Here is a 16,694-nt window from a genome sequence, read left to right on the forward strand (position 1 = left end):
GCGAGCTCCCACAAGCCGTCCGGAACAATCCAACTCCACGTACCCCGCCCCATGAACAGACCAACGAGCGATCACCACATAGGACATCGTCTAAGAGGTCATCTCGATTGGTGGATCGAGGCGCGGGCGACCCGGCGGACTTAGCCATGGGGTGGTGGTGCGACGATGCGGTGATGCGCGACGTCAATGAGCTGATCAACGTCGACGATCCAGCCTGGCCGCTCCTCCTTCAGGAGCTGTCCGGCACCGGCGTACCAGTTGAGGTGCTGCCCGGCGATCCCGAGACGGGCCGCGCCTCGCTGCTGCAACTCCAGGTCTCCGCCCGATCACATTTGGGCGGCATCGTACTGAACTGCGGCGGTCTGCTCGTGGACAGCGGATGGTTGCGGATCTTCGGAAGCCCCAGTGGTGCCGACGCCGAAGGAATGCCCGGCCTGGCCGAGATCAACGCGATGCCTGCGACATTCGATCCCGCATGGCCGTCAGGTGCAGGACTCGTGGTCGCGCACGATGTGCTGGGCGGGGTCTTCACCCTCAACGGGGGCAACCCCCGTCAGGCCGGTCGGCCCGGCGAGCCGGGTGAGATCCTCTACTTCGCCCCCGATGCCCTTGGCTGGCAGGCCCTGGGCGCCGGCCACTCGGCATGGCTGTCCTGGATTCTCTCCGGAGGGCTCCAGGAGTTCTATGAGGGCCTGCGGTGGGACGGCTGGCGCGACGAAGTCTCTGTGCTGAACGGCCGGCAGGGGCTGTCGTTCTTCCCGCCGTTGTGGTCGGCCGAGGCCCGCCAGGACCTGCCGGCGACCAGCCGTCGCGCGGTCCCCATGGCGGAACTCCTGAGCCTGAGCCGCAACTCGTGCCTTCAGTTCGACGGCGCCGATCCGGGGTTTCTCGGAGTCGTATGAACTGGTTCACCCACCCAGACGCCGGTAGCGGATGAGGATGGCGGCGATGCCGGCGAAGGCGAGGAAGTGTTCGGCCTTGCGCTCGTAGCGCCGGTGCAGACGGCGGTACCCGGCAAGCCAGGCCACCGTCCTCTCCACGGTCCAGCGGTGGCGGCCCAGGCGCTGTGAGGGCTCGATGCCCTCGCGGGCGATGCGCGGGGTGATGTTCCGGGAGCGCAGCCACTGCGGCACGTGGTGGTAGTCGTACCCCTTGTCGCCATGGAGTTTGGCGGGTCGTCGTCGACGCGGTCCGATGGGCGGGATGCTGCGTACGAGGGGTTCGATTCCCTGGCTGTCGTGAGTGTTCGCGGCGGAGATCCCGATTCAGAGGGGTAGGCCGGACCGCTCGGTGGTCAAGTGGATCTTTGATCCCTTCTTGCCGCGATCTACGGGATTCGGACCCTTAAGGTCCCCCCTTTGAGGGCCCGCATGTTCACCGAGTCGATCGCGCGCCGCGACCAGTCCAACTCCCCGTGGGCGCCGAGCTCGTCCAGGACCAGGCAGTGGAGCTTGCCCCACACCCTGGCCCGGCTCCACTCGGTGAACCGGCGGTGCGCGGTCGGCGCGGACGGACCGAAGACCGGCGGCAGTTGCCGCCAGGTGCAGCCCGTCGTGGCCACGAACAGGATCGCCGCCTCGCCCCCCTGCGCCGTTGACCGATGAGGCCGAACGCCATCCGCGCCGCCGTGGCGGGCCAACGGGTCAGTGTCGTGCAGGGTGCCCCGGGTGTCTTAGCCCGGCAGCTCGCGCGTGAAGGCGTGCTCCAGGGTTCACCAAGTTCACGTGAGTCGCGCCTCACCAAGGGCCGGTCGGCTGTCGGCCCCGTCGCCAGGGCTTGCGTCGTCGCTTTCGCCGGTGGGCGGGTCGGCTCGCGATCCGGACATTCAGTGCGAAAACCACCAGAACCATGTGATGCCGGTTCACCAGGGCGGACGCGAGGCTGAGTGAGTCGGTCAGGCCGGACCGGAACGGGTGCGGCCAACGATGCCCAACCGAACAGCAGGAAACGGAGCACCACCATGGCAGGAGCAACCACGCGAGAGGAAGCGCCCATCTATGCGGTTCCTCTCCCGCAGTACGGGGTGGCGGCGCGGAAATACGTCACCGAGTTCATCGGCGCGTTCTTCCTGACGTTCGCGGTCGCGGTGGCCGCCTTGAGCGGCAGCACCTTCGTGCCGCTGGCGGCGGGCGCCACCCTGATGGTCATGGTCTACGCCGGCGGGCACATCTCCGGCGGCCACTACAACCCGGCGGTGACGATGGCGGCGCTGGTCCGCCGCCGGATCGGGGCCCGGGACGCGGCGGCGTACGTGGTCGCGCAGGTGGTCGCCGGCGTTGTCGCCGGGATCATCGCCCGCGCCGTGGTCAACCCCGGGGCGGTCAGGACCCTGACGCTGTCCGGGCACACCGAGGCGGCCGCGGCCGTGGTCGAGCTGCTGGTCACCTTCGCGCTGTGCTACGTCGTGCTGAACGTGGCCACCAGCAAGGACCAGCCCGGCAACGGGTTCTACGGGCTCGCGATCGGGTTCACCGTCGCGGCCGGCGCCTTCGCCGTCGGCGGCATCTCCGGCGGTGTGTTCAACCCCGCGGTCGCGCTGGGCGGCGCCACAGCAGGGCTGTTCGGCTGGTCGACGATCTGGGTCTACCTCGTCGTCCAGCTGGCCGCCGGCATCGCGGCGGGGCTGACGTTCCTGGCGCTCAACCCCGGCGACAAGTGACCGAGCACGGGCCGTCACCAGCCTTGTACACCCCGGAACGGCCGGCCGGGTCAGTCACCACCCCTCTTTCCACCACCCACACAGAGGAGAAACGGTCCATGACCAGCCTCCAGCCCAAGCCGACTACCAACGATGCCGGCATCCCGGTGGCCAGCGACGACCATTCGCTGACCGTCGGTCCCGACGGCCCGATCCTGCTGCAGGACCACTACCTGATCGAGCAGATGGCCAACTTCAACCGGGAGCGGATCCCGGAGCGTCAGCCGCACGCCAAGGGAGCCGGCGCATTCGGACACTTCGAGGTCACGAACGACGTCAGCGCCTACACCAAGGCCGCGGTGTTCCAGCCCGGCACCCGCACCGACACGCTCATCCGGTTCTCCACCGTGGCCGGGGAGCAGGGCAGCCCGGACACCTGGCGGGACCCGCGCGGGTTCTCGCTGAAGATGTACACCTCCGAGGGCAACCTCGACCTCGTAGGGAACAACACCCCGGTGTTCTTCATCCGCGACGCGCTGAAGTTCCAGCATTTCATCCGGTCCCAGAAGCGCCGCGCCGACAGCGGGCTGCGGGACAACGACATGCAGTGGGACTTCTGGACCCTGTCCCCGGAGTCGGCGCACATGGTGACCTGGCTCATGGGTGACCGAGGCATCCCGCGGACCTGGCGGCACATGAACGGGTACTCCAGTCACACCTACTCCTGGCTCAACGCCGACGGTGAGTTGTCCTGGGTGAAGTACCACTTCATCACCGACCAGGGCATCGAGTTCCTCACCCAGGCCGAGGCCGACGACCTGGCCGGCAGGGACGGCGACTACCACCGGCGTGACCTGTTCGAGGCGATCAAGCGCGGGGAGTACCCGAGCTGGACGCTGAAGGTGCAGATCATGCCGTTCGAGGACGCCAAGACCTACCGGTTCAACCCCTTCGACCTGACCAAGGTGTGGCCGCACGGCGACTACCCGCTGCACGAGGTGGGCCGGCTGACGCTGGACCGCAACGTGAGCGACTTCCACACCGAGATGGAGCAGGCCGCGTTCGAGCCGAACAACCAGGTGCCCGGCACCGGGCTGTCGCCGGACAAGATGCTGCTGGCCCGTGGGTTCTCCTACTCCGACGCGCATCGCGCCAGGCTTGGGGTCAACTACAAGCAGATCCCGGTGAACTCGGCGAAGGTCGAGGTGCACTCGTACTCCAAGGACGGCGTGATGCGTGTCCGCAACGTCTCCGACCCGGTGTACGCGCCCAACTCCTACGGCGGCCCGCAGGCCGACCCGGTCGCGGCCGCAGAGGTGCACTGGTCCGCCGACGGCGACATGGTCCGGTCCGCTTACACGCTGCGCCGTGACGACGACGACTGGGGCCAGGCCCGCACCATGGTCCGCGAGGTCCTGGACGACGCCGAGCGGGGCCGACTGGTGTCCAACATCGCCGGCCACCTGCTGGGCGGCGTGTCCGAGCCGGTGCTCGAACGCGCCTTCCAGTACTGGCGGAACGTGGACCAGACCCTCGGCGAGCAGGTCGAGAAGGCCGTCCGTGACGGGCAGCCCTGACCGGCGGCCCGAACCGGCCCATGGGCCCGGCGCCGACAGGCACCGGGCCCATTCCCCCGAGGTCCGGAACAGCAGCCGTCCGGCATGGAACAGCCCAGACTCTGGGCGGAACGCTGGCGACATGAACATTCCGACGACATCCGCGTGCTACGAGATCCGGTTGCGTGGACACCTGAGCCAGACCTTCCTCGGCGCGTTTCCCGACCTGCGTGCCGAGATCCAGGGAGCCGAGACGCTGCTGACCGGGATGCTGCCCGATCGCTCCGCGCTGCATGGCGCGCTGGCCCAGATCGAAGCGCTCGGCCTGGAGCTGATCGAGCTCCGCCGCTGCGACGGCACGCCCGTGAGCGGCCGGGACCGCGGCAGGCGCCGCCATGCCTGAGACCCGCGCCAGGCCTGAGACCCGGCTCAGGACCTGCGTGAAGAGGGGGCCAGCAGGCCCAGGGCCCTGGCTCGCTCCACGGCCTGGCTACGGCTGTGCGTGCCGAGCTTCCCGTACAGGTGCCGCATGTGTGTCCGCACGGTGTTCACCGACAGGGACAGCTCGCCGGCGATCTCCGGTGCCGGCAGGTTCGTGGGCAGGTAGCGCAGGACGCGCGTCTCACTGTGGGTCAGCGGCTCGCGCAGCCGCGCCGGTGCGCCGGCCGCCGGCTCCGCCTGCTTGCCGGCCAGGAGGTCGAGGATCTCGGAGATCATGGCGGCATGGGCGGTGCCGCGCCGGGCGTGCCGCTCCAGCACTCCCGGCGCGGGGTGAAGGAGGAAGGGCAGCAGAGTGGCGTCGGGCTCGGCGAGATCGAGTGCCTGCTCCAGAGTGCGCTCGGCGGCGGCCTGGTCGCCGAGCGCATCGCGTGCGATCGCCTCGAGCAGCAAAGCTTGAACCTGCCAGCCACGGGGTTCCATGAGCGGGGCGGAGCCGTCGAGGACGGGCGCGAGCGCGACGGTCGCCGCCAGCGGTTCGTCCCGGTCCAGCCGCAGGGCCGCGATGGCGACCCGTGTCTCCCCGGTTTCGAGCTCCCACGTGTCCATCTCGGCCAGGGCCTGTTCGACACGCTGCCCTTCACCGAGCCGCACCCATGTGTGCAGCTGGAACGCCCGCGCCTTCGTGGCGAGCGGATGACGGGCGGCGACCAGACCGCTCACGTGCTCGGCCAAGCGGAGACCGGCCAGCGCGTCCTCGTCACGGCCACGGGCCAGATCCAGCAGCCCACGGCCGTAGTGCAGGATCAGGACGGTCACTGGCTCGGACTCCCTGTGCACCGCCCGCTCGGCCCGCTCCAGGTACGGCTCCGCCTCGTCGAGCCGGCCCCGCCAGAGCATGTGCATGCCGAGCGCCACATGCGCGGCCGTGACGATCCGCTCGTCGGCCCAGCCGTGCCGGTGGGCCAGCTCCATGGCCTGCCGGCCGCGCTCGGCGGCCACAGCGAGCTCCCGGCTGAGCGCCACGACCGCCCAGTGCGCCAGCCCAAGGATCTCCAGATACGGCCGCCCGATCCGGTGGGCCAGTGCGATGCCCCGTTCGAGGTGCCGGTCGGCGTCTTCGTACCGCTGGCACCAGGTTTCGGCGATGCCCAGGCTGATCAGCGCCAGGGCGCGCAGCTCGGCGCCACGTTCGAACTCCGCCGCGTCCGGGGCGTCACCGGAGGCGAGCAGCCGCTGCGCTTCCTCGACCACGGCCGGCAGGTCGCCGCGCTGGCGAGCCAGCAGGAGCCGCAGCACGGTGACCATCAGATCGACATGCTCCCGCCGGCCTGCGGACACCGGCGCCGAGCCTCGGGTGGCCAGGCGCTCCGCCTCCGCCAGCGAGCCGTGCTCGGCTTCGTCGAGCGCGGCCAGCGCCGTGAGCTCCCCGTCGGCCGAGATCATCTCGGCGGGGAATCCGGCCAGCAGCGCATGGGCCGTGCCGGCCTGTCCGTCCAGGCCGAGACCGATCCAGTGGTCGGAGAGCAGGCGGCCCGCCAGACCCCAGTCCCCCGCCGCCTGGGCGTGCCGGATAGCCTCCACCGGATGCCCGTGGTCCGCGTACCAGCCGGCCGCGGCGCGATGCACCACTGGCACCTCGTCCGGAGCGGTACGTCGCAGTTCCAGCTGGAGCAGGTCCGCGAACATCGTGTGGTAGCGGAACCAGGACCGCCGCGCGTCCAGCGAGATGACGAACGCCCCGGCCTCCTCCAGGTCCTGCAAGGCCCCTTCCGCGCCGGAACTCCCCGTCAGGAGGTCGGCGAGCTCGCCGTTGACCCGTTCCAGCACGCTGGTCCGCAGCAGCAGTCGCCGGACCTCCGCGCTCTGCCGCTCCATCACCTCGGCCAGCAGGTAATCGGCCACTGTCCGCTCGCTGCCGGCGAACCCGGCGGCGAATCCCTCCGGATCCGGATGCCCGGCCAGCGACAGAGCGGCCAGCCGCAGCCCCGCGGCCCATCCCTCGGTCCGCTCGTGCAGCCGCGCGAGGGTCGCCCCGGACAGCTCCACCCCGGCGCCCTGGAACAGCGCTTCCGCCTCTTCCAGGCCGAACCGCAGACCGTCCGCGCGGATCTCGGTGAGTTGCGCCTCCAGCCGCAGCCGGTGCAGGCCCAGGCGCAGATCCCGCCGAGTGGCGAGCACGAACCGGAGCTCCGGCGGCGCGCGCATCAGCAGCAGTTCCAGCTGGCGTTGCGCCTCCGCCGAGCGCAGCTCGTGCAGGTCGTCGATGATCAGCCAGACAGGGTCCTTCAGCGGTGCCAGGTCCTTCAGCAGCCGCTCCACGATGGCCCACCCGTCCAGGTCCGGCGCCTCCGTCAGTGGCCGCACCAGGACGGACCCGACGTCCGTGGCTCGAAGCGCGTCGCACACAGTGATCCAGAACCGTTGCGGGTCGCGCTCCTCGCGCTGCACCGAGACAGACGCGGCACGCTCCACCAGGCCAGTCTCGCGGACCCAGGACCGCAACAGGAAGGTCTTCCCGCTGCCGGCCGGCGCCGACACCGTGGTGACGCGCGCCGCTCCGGCAAGCCGTGCGTACAGCGCGGGGCGGGAGACGATCCGTCCCTGGACAGCGGGAACCGTCCGAGCGTCGGCGCTCTGGGATCGGCCTGCAGTTCTCATGGCGGTCACAGTGAGGTGGGCAGGGGCACGGTGCGCACTTCCGACCATCGCACAGGTCAGTGGTGAATTCCCTCCGACGGGTATCTCGCCACCGTAGGATGAGCATTTCTCAGAGTCCGGAACCGGTCACCTTCATGAGATCGCGCGCCCCGGCGCACAGCAGCTCCACGGCCAGTTCGCGGCCGAGTCGCAGGGCTTCGGCGAGGGGGGACGAAGAGTCGAGCGGGGCGGCGCCGTACGTGCGCAGCACCTGCCGTCCGTCGGCGCCGAAGACGGCGGCCCGCATCCACAAGGGCCGCGTACCCACCGCGTAGGCGCCGACCGGGGCACTGCACCCGGCTCCGAGCACCTGGAGCAGGCCGCGCTCGGCGGTCACCGCGGCCAGGTCGGCCCGGCAGGTCAGGGAACCCAGCATGTCCGCGAGCTCGGGCTCGCCGGCACGGCATTCCACGGCCAGAGCTCCCTGGCCGGGGGCCGGGAGCATGTCGTCCGGCTCGAAGACCTGGGTGACGGCGTCGGCCTGACCGATCCTGGCCAGCCCGGCACGGGCCAGCACCACAGCGTCGAGCTCGCCGGAGCTCACTTTGCCGAGCCGGGTGCCTGCGTTGCCGCGGATCGGCGCGCAACGCAGGTCTCCGCGCAGGCGCAGCACCTGCGCGGCCCGCCGCGGCGAGCCGGTGCCGACCGTGGCGCCCGGCGGCAGGTCGGCGAGCTTGGCACCGTCCCGCGCGACCAGCGCGTCCCGAGGGTCGTCGCGGGGCGGCACCGCCGCCAGTACGATGCCCGCCGAGAGCCCGGTCGGCAGGTCCTTCAGCGAATGCACGGCCAGGTCGACCTCGCCGCCGAGCAGAGCGTCGCGCAGCGCGCCGACGAACACTCCGTTGCCGCCGATCCGGTGCAGTCGCGCCCGGCTGACGTCGCCCGGCGTGGTCACCCCGACGATCTCCACCGGTCGGCCGGTCCGCTCGGTGATCATGCCGGCCATCCGCCGGGACTGTGCCATGGCCATCGGGCTCCTGCGGCTGCCGAGCCGCAGCGTCTGCGCGTTCACGGGAGCTCCTCCTGCCCCGGGGTGGGTGCCCGGGTGACCGCCTGGACCGCGCGCGGTTCGAGATCGAACAGGACGCGCAGCGCCGCCGCGTAATCCTCGCCCTTCGGTGAGCCCGCGAGTTCCTTCACCCGTACGGTCGGCTCGTGCAGGAGCTTGTCCACCACCCGCCGTATGGTCTGGGCCATCTCGTCAAGGACACGGCCGCTTGGCGCGTCGGGGGTCAGCCGGCCGGCCAGTCTGGCCAGTTCGGCGTCGACCACGCCGGCCGCTTTGGCGCGGAGTGCGACCACGACGGGAGCGACCCGGGCGGCGTCGACCGCCGACCGGTAGGCGGCGAGTTCGCTCTCCAGGATCGCCCGCACCGCGGCGACCTCGTCGGTACCGGCGCCGGCCCGATGCTCGCTGAGCGCGTCCATGCCGACCACCATCACGCCCGGCAGGTCGGCCACGGCGGGCTCCACATCGCGGGGCATCGCGAGGTCCAGGAACACCAGGCTGCCCCGCCGCTCGGCGGGCACCATGTCTGCAGTGATCACGGGCCCGGCCGCACCGGTGCAGCAGATCACGACGTCCGCCTCCGCCATGGTGGCGGGCAGGTCCCCCAGGCCCACGGCCCGGGTCCCCGTCGCACCCGGCCGGGCGACCAGCCGCTCCGCCTTACCGCGTGTCCGGTTGGCCACCACGATCCCGGCCGCCCCGCTCCGGGCCGCGGTCACCACCGCCAGCGCGCTCATCGACCCGGCCCCGAGCACCAGCACATCCCGGCCCGCCAGGCCCTGCTCGCCCAGGCGCGGCGAGGCCAGCTCCACCGCCAGGCCCAGCAGGCCTGCCCCGGCGCGGCCGATCCCGGTCTCGGCCCGGGCTCGCTTGCCGGCCCGCTGCGCGACGCGGCCGAGGTCGCCCAGAACCCGTCCGATGGTGCCCTGCTGGGCGGCCAGCTTGATCGCCGCGCGCACCTGGCCGACGACCTGCTCCTCGCCCACCACCACCGAATCCAGCCCGCAGGCCACGGCCAGCAAGTGGCTGACGGCGCGGTCCTCGTAGTGCACGTACAGATGGGGGGTCAGGTCATCGAGGGGGACCCCGGAGTGCCGCGCCAGCAGTTCGCAGATCTCCGTCACGCCGGCGTGAAATCGGTCGACGTCGGCATACACCTCGATCCGGTTGCACGTCGAGACCACGAACGCCTCGGCCACGGGCTCGGCCTGCGCCACGTCATGGAGCAGCTTGCCGAGTGTGTCCCCGGTGACCGAGGCCCGTTCCAGGACCGCCATCGGCGCGCTCTTGTGGCTCAAGCCGACCGCCAGTACGCTCACCGCTCCTCCTCATGTCCCATGTCCGTCAGCCACCCCAGCCTCCGGCGCGGATGGGTGAACGCACATCGCCCGATCCTGGTGAAGTGCGCCGGCCGCTCCCGCGCAAGCGGGCGCCGGCGAGCCCAGTACCGCCCGCGGGAGCACGATGGCCTTGTCGCCACCGTAGGCATCACGGCGCACTACGAGGTTTCGGTGGCTGGGCAGAAGATGTCCCCGAGCTGATCCGCAACAAGGGCCCGTGGACCAGCATCAACGACGTCGAGAGCGCCGTCGCCGAGTACGTCGACTGGTTCAACCAGCGACGCCTACACGGCGAACTCGGCCACCTCACCCCCGTCGAACACGAAGCTGCCCACTACGCGGCCAAACCCCCTGCGTCACTCCAGGAAAGCCAGTAACCCACTCTCCACTAAACCCGGGGCGATTCAGTGGCCGGTTGAGCTGACCGCTCCCAGCCATGGCCGGCATTGTGTCGGCGAGCGGATGTAGTACTTGGCTTGGAATCGGGCGATGACCGTCTCGTCGGTGAGCCAGGACAGCCAGAGTTCGGCGGGCAGGCGTATGAGGCTGGCGTGACCCGCTTGACGCTTATCCGCGTGGGATGTCTTGTCTCTCCCGCGCTTGCCGCGAGTTCCTGACTCCGGACAGCAGTCAGGCCGCACAGGAACTGGCCTACGGCCGCACCGTGGTGACGGCGGTGAGGGGTACGTCGGGCCCGTGCCGGCGGCTCCCGAGCCGCAGGCGGGCGTCACCGTGCAGACGCTGGTCACGCTGCATGCGTTCCGCTGCGCGGGCGACCCGGCGGCGAAGCTGACCGTGCTGGAGCAGAGTTCGCTGGACGACCTCTCCACCGAGGTGAGTGACGGCACGATCTCGTGGACCGCGCCGGAGGGCGGGCAGTGGCTGCTGATCGCCCACTGGCAGCGCGGCACCGGGCAGGCCGCGGTCACCGGGCAGTACGTCTCGGTCGAACCGGCGTACGTCGTCGACCACTTCGCCGCGGCCGGCGCCCATGCCGCCATTGCCTACACGGAAAAGCATGTCCTGACCCCGCGCCTGCGCCGACTGCTGATGAGCAACGGCGGCAACCTGTTCGAGGACTCCCTCGAGCTGGACTCCAACCTGCTCCGGACGTGGGACCTGCCTGCGCGGTTCGAGAAGCTGCGCGGTTACTCCCTGCGCGAGCAGCTCCCGGTGGTCTACATCAACCGCATCCACCGCCAGTACACCGGCGTGACCCCTGACGCCACCCCCGACTTCGAGTTCGCCGACAAGAGCGGTGCGCGGGTCCGCGAGGACTACTTCCAGACCCTGACCGACCTGTACATCGGCGAGTACGTCGAGCCGCTGAAGGACTGGGCGCACGGGCTCGGGCTGAAGCTGCGCGCCCAGCCCTACGGCAACCTTGGACACCCCGACCGTGGCCGCCGCGCTGGACGTCAACGAGACCGAGTCCCTCGGCACGTCCTTCGACTACACCGACGAACCGGGGCACTGGATATCGTCCGGTGCGGTGCACCTGGCCGGCCAGGAGATCTTCTCCCATGGAGGGCTGCGCGACCCTCAACCAGGCGTACGCACAGACCTGGCCGCAGGTGCTCAAGCACGTCCGCGCGAACTTCGCGCACGGCGTCAACCAGGTCGTCTACCACGGCTTCTCCACCGAACAGGGCCTGGGCGTCAAGGACTGGCCGGGCTTCTCGCCCTTCGTCTTCGGACAAGGCGGCAACGGCTTCTCCGAGGCGTGGGGGCCGCGCCAGCCCACCTGGGCCGGCACTGACAAGATCACCGGCTGGACCACGCGGATGCAGTGGGTCCTGCGGCAGGGCAGCCCGCAGGTCGACCTCGTCATCTACCGGCACAGCTACGGCAACGACGTGCGCACGCCCGACGGCGCGGCCGGCTTCACCTACGACTTCGCCGGCCCTGATCAGCTGGAGGGCACCTGGGTGCGGGGCAGTCGCCTGGCTCCCGATGGTCCCGCCTACCGGGCCCTGATCCTCGATCGCCGGCCCACCTTGCCCGTGGCCACTGCCCGGCAACTGTTGTCACACGCCGGCTCCGGCCTGCCCGTCGTGATCGTCGGTGACCCGCTGGGCCGCACCCCGGGTGCGTACCGGCCGGAGCGGCAGGACGACGAGCTTGCCGGTCTGCTGGAGAAGCTGCTCAAGCATCCGTCGGTGCGACACGTCACCGGTCAGGACGGGCTGCTCGGTGCGCTGCGGGACCTGGGAGTGCGGCCCGCCGTGGAAACGAGCCGGGGCACCGGGTCTGCTCGCCCTGCGCCGCACCGTGCGCCGAGGGGCGCTTCATTACCTGCACAATCCGACCTCGCAGGAGGTCACGGCGGACGTCGCCATCGAGGGCGTCGGCGCACCGCGCGAACTCGATGCCTGGACTGGGAGGATCACCTCCCTCGGCCAGTACCGCACGGAGGGGGACGGACCGTCGTGCCGGTGCGGCTCGGGCGACGCGGCTGGTGTTCCCCTGCGCGACTCCGGCGGGACGACTGCGTCGCGCCCTTGTCCTGCTCCTACGGCACGTGAGTCTCCCGACGGCATGACGACGCGGCGTGGCAGTGCACGTGCAGAAGGTGCCTGAACGTGCCCTGCCACCGGTCCCGCGGGAGCGGTCAGCGTTTCATGCGTCGCTGAGAGCAATGGCGGCGGCGGGACAGACGGCGGCCGCGTCCCGGACAGCCGCATGCTGGTCCTCGGCAGGCTCAGCGTCGAGCAGGACGACGATGCCGTCCTCGTCGCGCTGGTCGAAGATCTCCGGTGCGGCCAGTACGCAACTCCCGGCGCCGCAGCACTTGTCCTCATCCACGATGACCTTCACGGTCGCTCCCTTCTGCCTGGCCGGCCTCTCGGCCGTGCCCTTGGTTGTTTTCTCGGTCGGTTCGGTTGGTACGGAGGTCTCGTCGGGGCGGGTCACCATCGCACGGGCACCTCTCGCAGCCCGCCGACGGTCAGCCCCTCGATCTGTTGCAACTCCGCGGCGGGTACGGCCAGTTCGAGGCTCGGCGACTTGCGCAGCAGGACCTCCAGGACGACCTGGAGTTCGGTGCAAGGCCAGGCACTGGCCCAGGCAGGAGTGGGCTCCGGCGCCGAAGGTGAGATGGGGGTTGGGGCTGCGGGTGAGGTCCAACTCGTCCGGGGCGGGGAAGACGTGCTCGTCGCGGTTGGCGGCGGACAGGGCGCAGAAGACGGTGGTGCCGCCCGGCAGCACCGTTCCGCCGACCTCGAAGTCCTCGGTCAGGTAGGGCCGGGCGCCGAAGCTGCCCAGGCCGGCGTCTGAGCGCAGCACCTCGTCGACCGCGGTGCGCACCAGGGAGGGGTTGGCCAGCAGACCTTCCCACCGGGTGCGGTCGGCCAGGAGCATGGCGACCACGGTGGTCTCGTGGCCGCCGACCAGGAGACCCATGCCGGTGCCGAGGAGTTCGGGGTCGCTGAGCCCCTCGCCCTCCGCCCGGCTTTCCTCGATCAGCATTTGATCACGTCCTCACCGGCCTGCGCACGCTTGGCCGCGACGAGGTCGGACATGTAGGTCACGAACTCGGTGCAGGCCGTCTTGGTCTCTTCCTTCGTGTAGCGGCTGACGTGCAGGAACGCGTCGGACCAGTAGGAGAAGCGGTCCCGGTCCTCGACGGGTGCGCCGAGGAGGTCGCAGATCACGTAGACCGGCAGCGGGAAGCCGAGTGCGGCCTTGAGGTCGGCGGGCCAGCCGCTCCTTACCATGTCGTCGACGAGGGCTTCGGCCATGTCCACCATGCCGGGGCGCAGCGCTGTCATGCGCTTGGCAGTGAAGTACTTGGTCAGAAGGCGGCGCCACCTCAGATGGCCCTCGCCCCTTGAGCGGGACGGGCAGCGACATGTCGCTGTTGGTCGACATGCCGCCAGCCCCTTCCGGGGCGATCCGGGCGCCGGCGTCCTCTGCGGTCGGGCGGGAGAAGCGGGGGTCCGACAGGAGGGCCTTGACGTGGTCGTAGCGGGTCAGGAGGGTGCCCGTGCCTCCGCTGGGGAGTGCGGCGGTGGCCACCGGGCACTGCTCGCGCAGCCGTTTCCAGTCGGCCGGGGGCTCCAGGGGTCCGTCGGCGGGTAGTGGCAGACGAATGAGGGGGTCGTGCTGACTCATCTGACATCTCCATGGGGGGAGGGTGTGTTTCGCGCAGCGGTTGCCGCCCGGCGGGGCGGGTGGGGCTGGCTGCTGTTGTGGCCTTCGCGTCATGGTTCGGTCGGCTCGCCCGACTCTGGGGAAGTCGGAGGAAGGCTCTGCATGCGCTGGACCAGGTGACGGCAGAGGTTCATGGGGGCAGCCTCGATTATTTAAATCAAGGGGTTTATTTAAAGTAGCGCCAGGGGGATCTTTCTTCAAGGGGGCGCTGGAGGTGAGGCCGGATGGGGTCCGTCGGCTGACACGCCACCTGGCCGACCGCTGTGGGCAGAACGCCGATCCTGCGGGGGGTGAATGTCGAGCTGGGCCAGTTGGCCGTCGCCGGCACGGCACCGTGCCGGCGACGGAGAAGAGCCGAAGGACGCCGACGGTGTCGAGCGCGGTGAAGTCTGTACGGCGCTTATGGGTCGGCGGTTACCAGGTCACCGGCAGTTCGTAGACACCGTAGACGAGACCGTCCTCCTTGAACGGGAGCTTGTCCCGCTCGACGGCCAGGCGCAGGGTGGGGATGCGCCGGAAGAGGGTGCCGTAGACGATCTGGAGTTCCAGGCGGGCCAGCGGCTGGCCGAGGCACTGGTGGATGCCGAAGCCGAAGGCCTGGTGGCGGCGGGCGTCGCGGTGGATGTCGAGCCTGTCGGGATCGGGGAAGACGTCGGCCTGCCAGTTGGCGGTGATACTGGGAAGGACCATGCCCTCTCCGGCGCGGATCGTCCGGCCGCCGATCTCGATGTCCTCCAGGGCGATCCGGCGGTTGCCGATGTGGATGATGGTCAGGTACCGCAGCAGTTCGTCCGCCGCGCTCGCCAGGACCTTCGGGTCGTCGGTGTCACGGATGATCGCGAGCTGGTCGGGGTGCTCCAGCAGGGCGACGGTACTCAGCGCGATCATGTTGGCGGAGGTCTCGTGCCCGGCACCGAGCAGCAGCAGGCCCATCGCCGAGGCCTCCGGGTGGGTGAGGCTGCCGTCGCGGACGCGGGCAGCCAGCTCGGACAGCAGGTCGTCGGCGGGGCGGGCGAGTTTCTCGTCGATCTGGCTGGATACGTACTCCAGCAGTGCGCGCCTGGCCGCTCCCGACACCTCGGGTGAGACACCGTGGCGGAGTCCCACCTCGCTCTGGTGCTGGAAGAACTCGTGGTCCTCGTAAGGAACCCCGAGCAGTTCGCAGATGACCAGCGAGGGCAGGGGTAGTGCCAGAGCCTGTACGAGGTCGGCGGGCTTCGGGCCGTCCAGCATGGCGTCGATGAACTCGTCGGTCATGCGCTGGACGGCGGGCCGCAGGGCCTCGACACGCTTGATGGTGAACGCGCCGCTGAGCATGCGGCGGATCCGGGCGTGCTCGGGGTCGTCCATGTTGAGGAAGGACGGCTGGGTGCCACGCTGGCCCGACTCCCGGAAGCCCGGGCTCATGTAGGGGAAGCCGGGCCGCCTGAGGTCGACGCTGCAGCGGTGATCGGCGAGCAGGGCCCGCTGGTCCTCGAAGCGGGTGACGATCCAGGGCGTGCTGCCGTCCCACAGCCGGACCTTCGTGAGCGGCTGATCGGCACGTAGCTGATCGGCGTGCAGCTGCCGCAGCTGAGGCGGCGGGGCGAACGGACAGCCGGCATCCCTCGCCATGGGGAAGTCGGGAATCGCCTCGGCCGAGGTACCGGAAAGGGCGTTGGACATGTCACTCCTCATGGTGGGGGAGGGGAGCGGTGGTGGTCAGCACCCGTGCGCGGGTGCCGCAGAGCAGCTGAGAGGCCGTTGCCGTCCAGGCGGTGGCCGTACGTCAGCAGCCGGTCAGAGTGCGCAGCGGGTCTGGCTGGGCGCGTTGGGCGACATCGATCTCCGGAGCCCTGTCGTCGAACGCGTGCGGGTAGCCCGGGTGCGTGTGCAGTTGGACGGGGGTACCGGTGGCAGCCAGGCGGCGGGCACAGGCGAGGTCCTCGTTGCTAGAGGTGCCCAGTTCGCCGACCTTGACCTGGACGAGCGGCGGCCCGGAGAGGTCGCTCGCCTGTGCCGAGGCTGCGTGACCGGGCGCGTCGGGCCATCGACGGCGTCCCCGAGCAGGGCATGCCGGGCGGTGCGGTTGTCCAGCATTTTGGAGACGGGGATCTGTCTGGCCACGGGCAGGGCGCGGTCCGGGGTCGGCAGCGCCGCCCTTGAGGCCGGACCGCCGCCCGCGCACGCACCCTCGACCGGCGTGAGGTGGGGGTGCTCCGGGGCGCGGCGGTGGTCTACGGAAGGCAGCGGAGCGCCGCTGTCGGCAGTGCAGTCGGCGGCCGAGCGGTCGAACGGTGCCATCTGTCCCGCGGCCATCCCGCCGCCGTGCACGTGGACCACGCCCGGGCCGGCTCTGGATGCGTCGTGCTGCTCGGGCTTCATCGGATCGAGGGCGGCCGGGCCGGACTCGCCCTCGCGCAGCGCCTTCCAGTCGCCTCGGGCCGGATGCTGCGGCGGGTCGCCTGCGGGGCGACTGTCGGTGAACGCCTGCAGCAGTTGGGCGTGTAATGCATACGGCAACGATTTCTCCGTCAGGTGTCGCACGGTTCGGGCGTGTACTGCGAACTTTAAATCAAGCGGTTTATTTAACCTTAGGGGGAGGGGTGGCATCTGTGCAAGTGCGGGACGTCATGCCGCCTGCTGGACGGGGAGGATGATCGCGGAGGGACGCTCGGAGCCGTGGAAGACCTGCTGGTCGGCGGCGCGGAGGGTGGTGGCGGTGGCGCGAGGCCCAGCGGTCGGCCAGCAGCACGGCACGCGCAGGTCGTGCTCGACGACCAGATCCCTGGTCACGGGTGGGGGCAGATGCAGCATGCGCTGGAAGAGGTGACTGTTGAGGTTCATCGGATGCGACCTCCGTCGGCTGACAGTGGGGGGTG

The 16,694-nt window shown here is 70.4% G+C and carries 15 protein-coding genes and 2 pseudogenes; 7 read left to right on the forward strand and 10 right to left on the reverse strand.

Features of this window, described 5'->3' with window-relative positions:
- Nucleotides 1-173: 173 nt before the first annotated feature.
- Nucleotides 174-902 (forward strand): DUF2625 domain-containing protein, encoded by a 729-nt coding sequence (locus AB0D59_RS49065; protein WP_362579046.1) that lies wholly within the window; start codon nucleotides 174-176, stop codon nucleotides 900-902.
- 6 nt (nucleotides 903-908) lie between these two features.
- Here the strand turns inward: AB0D59_RS49065 and AB0D59_RS49070 are convergent.
- Nucleotides 909-1,576 (reverse strand): annotated as a pseudogene (locus AB0D59_RS49070) (IS5 family transposase); the annotation flags it as partial.
- Between the two features lie 384 nt (nucleotides 1,577-1,960).
- On the opposite strand from AB0D59_RS49070, the gene AB0D59_RS49075 reads away from it, so the two are divergent.
- The 3 genes from AB0D59_RS49075 (at nucleotide 1,961) to AB0D59_RS49085 (ending at nucleotide 4,597) form a co-directional block, all read left to right on the forward strand.
- Complete coding sequence (locus AB0D59_RS49075; protein WP_362579049.1) at nucleotides 1,961-2,659, forward strand: aquaporin; 699 nt, start codon at nucleotides 1,961-1,963, stop codon at nucleotides 2,657-2,659.
- Nucleotides 2,660-2,757: 98 nt separating this feature from the next.
- Nucleotides 2,758-4,215 carry a catalase gene (locus AB0D59_RS49080; RefSeq protein WP_362579052.1) on the forward strand — a complete coding sequence of 486 codons (1,458 nt, stop codon included), beginning with the start codon at nucleotides 2,758-2,760 and terminating at the stop codon, nucleotides 4,213-4,215.
- 121 nt (nucleotides 4,216-4,336) lie between these two features.
- Nucleotides 4,337-4,597: a hypothetical protein gene (locus AB0D59_RS49085; RefSeq protein WP_362579054.1), complete on the forward strand. Its 261-nt coding sequence runs from the start codon at nucleotides 4,337-4,339 to the stop codon at nucleotides 4,595-4,597.
- A gap of 26 nt (nucleotides 4,598-4,623) precedes the next feature.
- On the opposite strand, the gene AB0D59_RS49090 is transcribed toward AB0D59_RS49085, so the two are convergent.
- The 3 genes from AB0D59_RS49090 to AB0D59_RS49100 form a co-directional block, all read right to left on the reverse strand.
- Entirely contained in the window at nucleotides 4,624-7,293 is a 2,670-nt protein-coding gene (locus AB0D59_RS49090; protein ID WP_362579056.1) for a LuxR C-terminal-related transcriptional regulator, read from the reverse strand.
- A 109-nt stretch (nucleotides 7,294-7,402) separates the two neighbouring features.
- Nucleotides 7,403-8,344, reverse strand: coding sequence for a hydroxymethylbilane synthase (hemC, locus tag AB0D59_RS49095; protein WP_362579059.1), 942 nt, complete (start codon nucleotides 8,342-8,344; stop codon nucleotides 7,403-7,405).
- Nucleotides 8,341-9,660, reverse strand: coding sequence for a glutamyl-tRNA reductase (locus tag AB0D59_RS49100; protein ID WP_362579062.1), 1,320 nt, complete (start codon nucleotides 9,658-9,660; stop codon nucleotides 8,341-8,343). Before AB0D59_RS49100 ends, hemC begins: the two co-directional genes overlap by 4 nt.
- Nucleotides 9,661-9,710: 50 nt before the next feature.
- Here AB0D59_RS49100 and AB0D59_RS49105 point away from each other — a divergent pair, with 50 nt between their 5' ends.
- The gene (locus tag AB0D59_RS49105) at nucleotides 9,711-10,058 is read left to right on the forward strand and encodes an IS3 family transposase (protein WP_362579065.1); all 348 of its coding nucleotides are present in this window, start codon (nucleotides 9,711-9,713) and stop codon (nucleotides 10,056-10,058) included.
- A 274-nt stretch (nucleotides 10,059-10,332) separates the two neighbouring features.
- On the opposite strand, the gene AB0D59_RS49110 is transcribed toward AB0D59_RS49105, so the two are convergent.
- Nucleotides 10,333-11,103, reverse strand: coding sequence for a hypothetical protein (locus AB0D59_RS49110; protein ID WP_362579068.1), 771 nt, complete (start codon nucleotides 11,101-11,103; stop codon nucleotides 10,333-10,335).
- Between the two features lie 101 nt (nucleotides 11,104-11,204).
- On the opposite strand from AB0D59_RS49110, the gene AB0D59_RS49115 reads away from it, so the two are divergent.
- Nucleotides 11,205-12,206: a glycosyl hydrolase gene (locus AB0D59_RS49115; RefSeq protein WP_362579071.1), complete on the forward strand. Its 1,002-nt coding sequence runs from the start codon at nucleotides 11,205-11,207 to the stop codon at nucleotides 12,204-12,206.
- Between the two features lie 94 nt (nucleotides 12,207-12,300).
- Here AB0D59_RS49115 and AB0D59_RS49120 read toward each other — a convergent pair whose 3' ends face one another.
- The 4 genes and pseudogenes from AB0D59_RS49120 to AB0D59_RS49135 all read right to left on the reverse strand — a co-directional run bounded on the left by AB0D59_RS49120 (nucleotide 12,301) and on the right by AB0D59_RS49135 (nucleotide 16,197).
- Complete coding sequence (locus AB0D59_RS49120) at nucleotides 12,301-12,498, reverse strand: ferredoxin (protein WP_362579109.1); 198 nt, start codon at nucleotides 12,496-12,498, stop codon at nucleotides 12,301-12,303.
- A gap of 92 nt (nucleotides 12,499-12,590) precedes the next feature.
- Nucleotides 12,591-13,794: pseudogene (locus tag AB0D59_RS49125) on the reverse strand (cytochrome P450).
- Between the two features lie 453 nt (nucleotides 13,795-14,247).
- Nucleotides 14,248-15,498, reverse strand: coding sequence for a cytochrome P450 (locus tag AB0D59_RS49130; RefSeq protein ID WP_362579074.1), 1,251 nt, complete (start codon nucleotides 15,496-15,498; stop codon nucleotides 14,248-14,250).
- Between the two features lie 114 nt (nucleotides 15,499-15,612).
- The gene (locus tag AB0D59_RS49135) at nucleotides 15,613-16,197 is read right to left on the reverse strand and encodes an alpha/beta hydrolase fold domain-containing protein (protein WP_362579112.1); all 585 of its coding nucleotides are present in this window, start codon (nucleotides 16,195-16,197) and stop codon (nucleotides 15,613-15,615) included.
- Here AB0D59_RS49135 and AB0D59_RS49140 point away from each other — a divergent pair.
- Nucleotides 16,180-16,323, forward strand: coding sequence for a hypothetical protein (locus AB0D59_RS49140; protein ID WP_362579115.1), 144 nt, complete (start codon nucleotides 16,180-16,182; stop codon nucleotides 16,321-16,323). The two genes, AB0D59_RS49135 and AB0D59_RS49140, sit on opposite strands and share 18 nt — an antisense overlap.
- 120 nt (nucleotides 16,324-16,443) lie before the next feature.
- Here AB0D59_RS49140 and AB0D59_RS49145 read toward each other — a convergent pair whose 3' ends face one another.
- Entirely contained in the window at nucleotides 16,444-16,659 is a 216-nt protein-coding gene (locus AB0D59_RS49145; RefSeq protein ID WP_362579077.1) for a hypothetical protein, read from the reverse strand.
- Nucleotides 16,660-16,694 lie beyond the last annotated feature (35 nt).

This window comes from Streptomyces sp. NPDC048417 (genome assembly GCF_040651615.1).
GTDB lineage: Bacteria > Actinomycetota > Actinomycetes > Streptomycetales > Streptomycetaceae > Streptomyces.

What these genes read in the sequence shown, in the direction of transcription:
- AB0D59_RS49065 (WP_362579046.1), top strand. Translation starts at nt 174, where the DNA reads ATGCGCGACGTCAATGAGCTGATCAACGTCGACGATCCAGCCTGGCCG.
- AB0D59_RS49075 (WP_362579049.1), top strand. Translation starts at nt 1,961, where the DNA reads ATGGCAGGAGCAACCACGCGAGAGGAAGCGCCCATCTATGCGGTTCCT.
- AB0D59_RS49080 (WP_362579052.1), top strand. Translation starts at nt 2,758, where the DNA reads ATGACCAGCCTCCAGCCCAAGCCGACTACCAACGATGCCGGCATCCCG.
- AB0D59_RS49085 (WP_362579054.1), top strand. Translation starts at nt 4,337, where the DNA reads ATGAACATTCCGACGACATCCGCGTGCTACGAGATCCGGTTGCGTGGA.
- AB0D59_RS49090 (WP_362579056.1), bottom strand. Translation starts at nt 7,293, where the DNA reads ATGAGAACTGCAGGCCGATCCCAGAGCGCCGACGCTCGGACGGTTCCC.
- AB0D59_RS49105 (WP_362579065.1), top strand. Translation starts at nt 9,711, where the DNA reads ATGGGTGAACGCACATCGCCCGATCCTGGTGAAGTGCGCCGGCCGCTC.
- AB0D59_RS49115 (WP_362579071.1), top strand. Translation starts at nt 11,205, where the DNA reads ATGGAGGGCTGCGCGACCCTCAACCAGGCGTACGCACAGACCTGGCCG.
- AB0D59_RS49130 (WP_362579074.1), bottom strand. Translation starts at nt 15,498, where the DNA reads ATGTCCAACGCCCTTTCCGGTACCTCGGCCGAGGCGATTCCCGACTTC.
- AB0D59_RS49135 (WP_362579112.1), bottom strand. Translation starts at nt 16,197, where the DNA reads ATGAAGCCCGAGCAGCACGACGCATCCAGAGCCGGCCCGGGCGTGGTC.
- AB0D59_RS49145 (WP_362579077.1), bottom strand. Translation starts at nt 16,659, where the DNA reads ATGAACCTCAACAGTCACCTCTTCCAGCGCATGCTGCATCTGCCCCCA.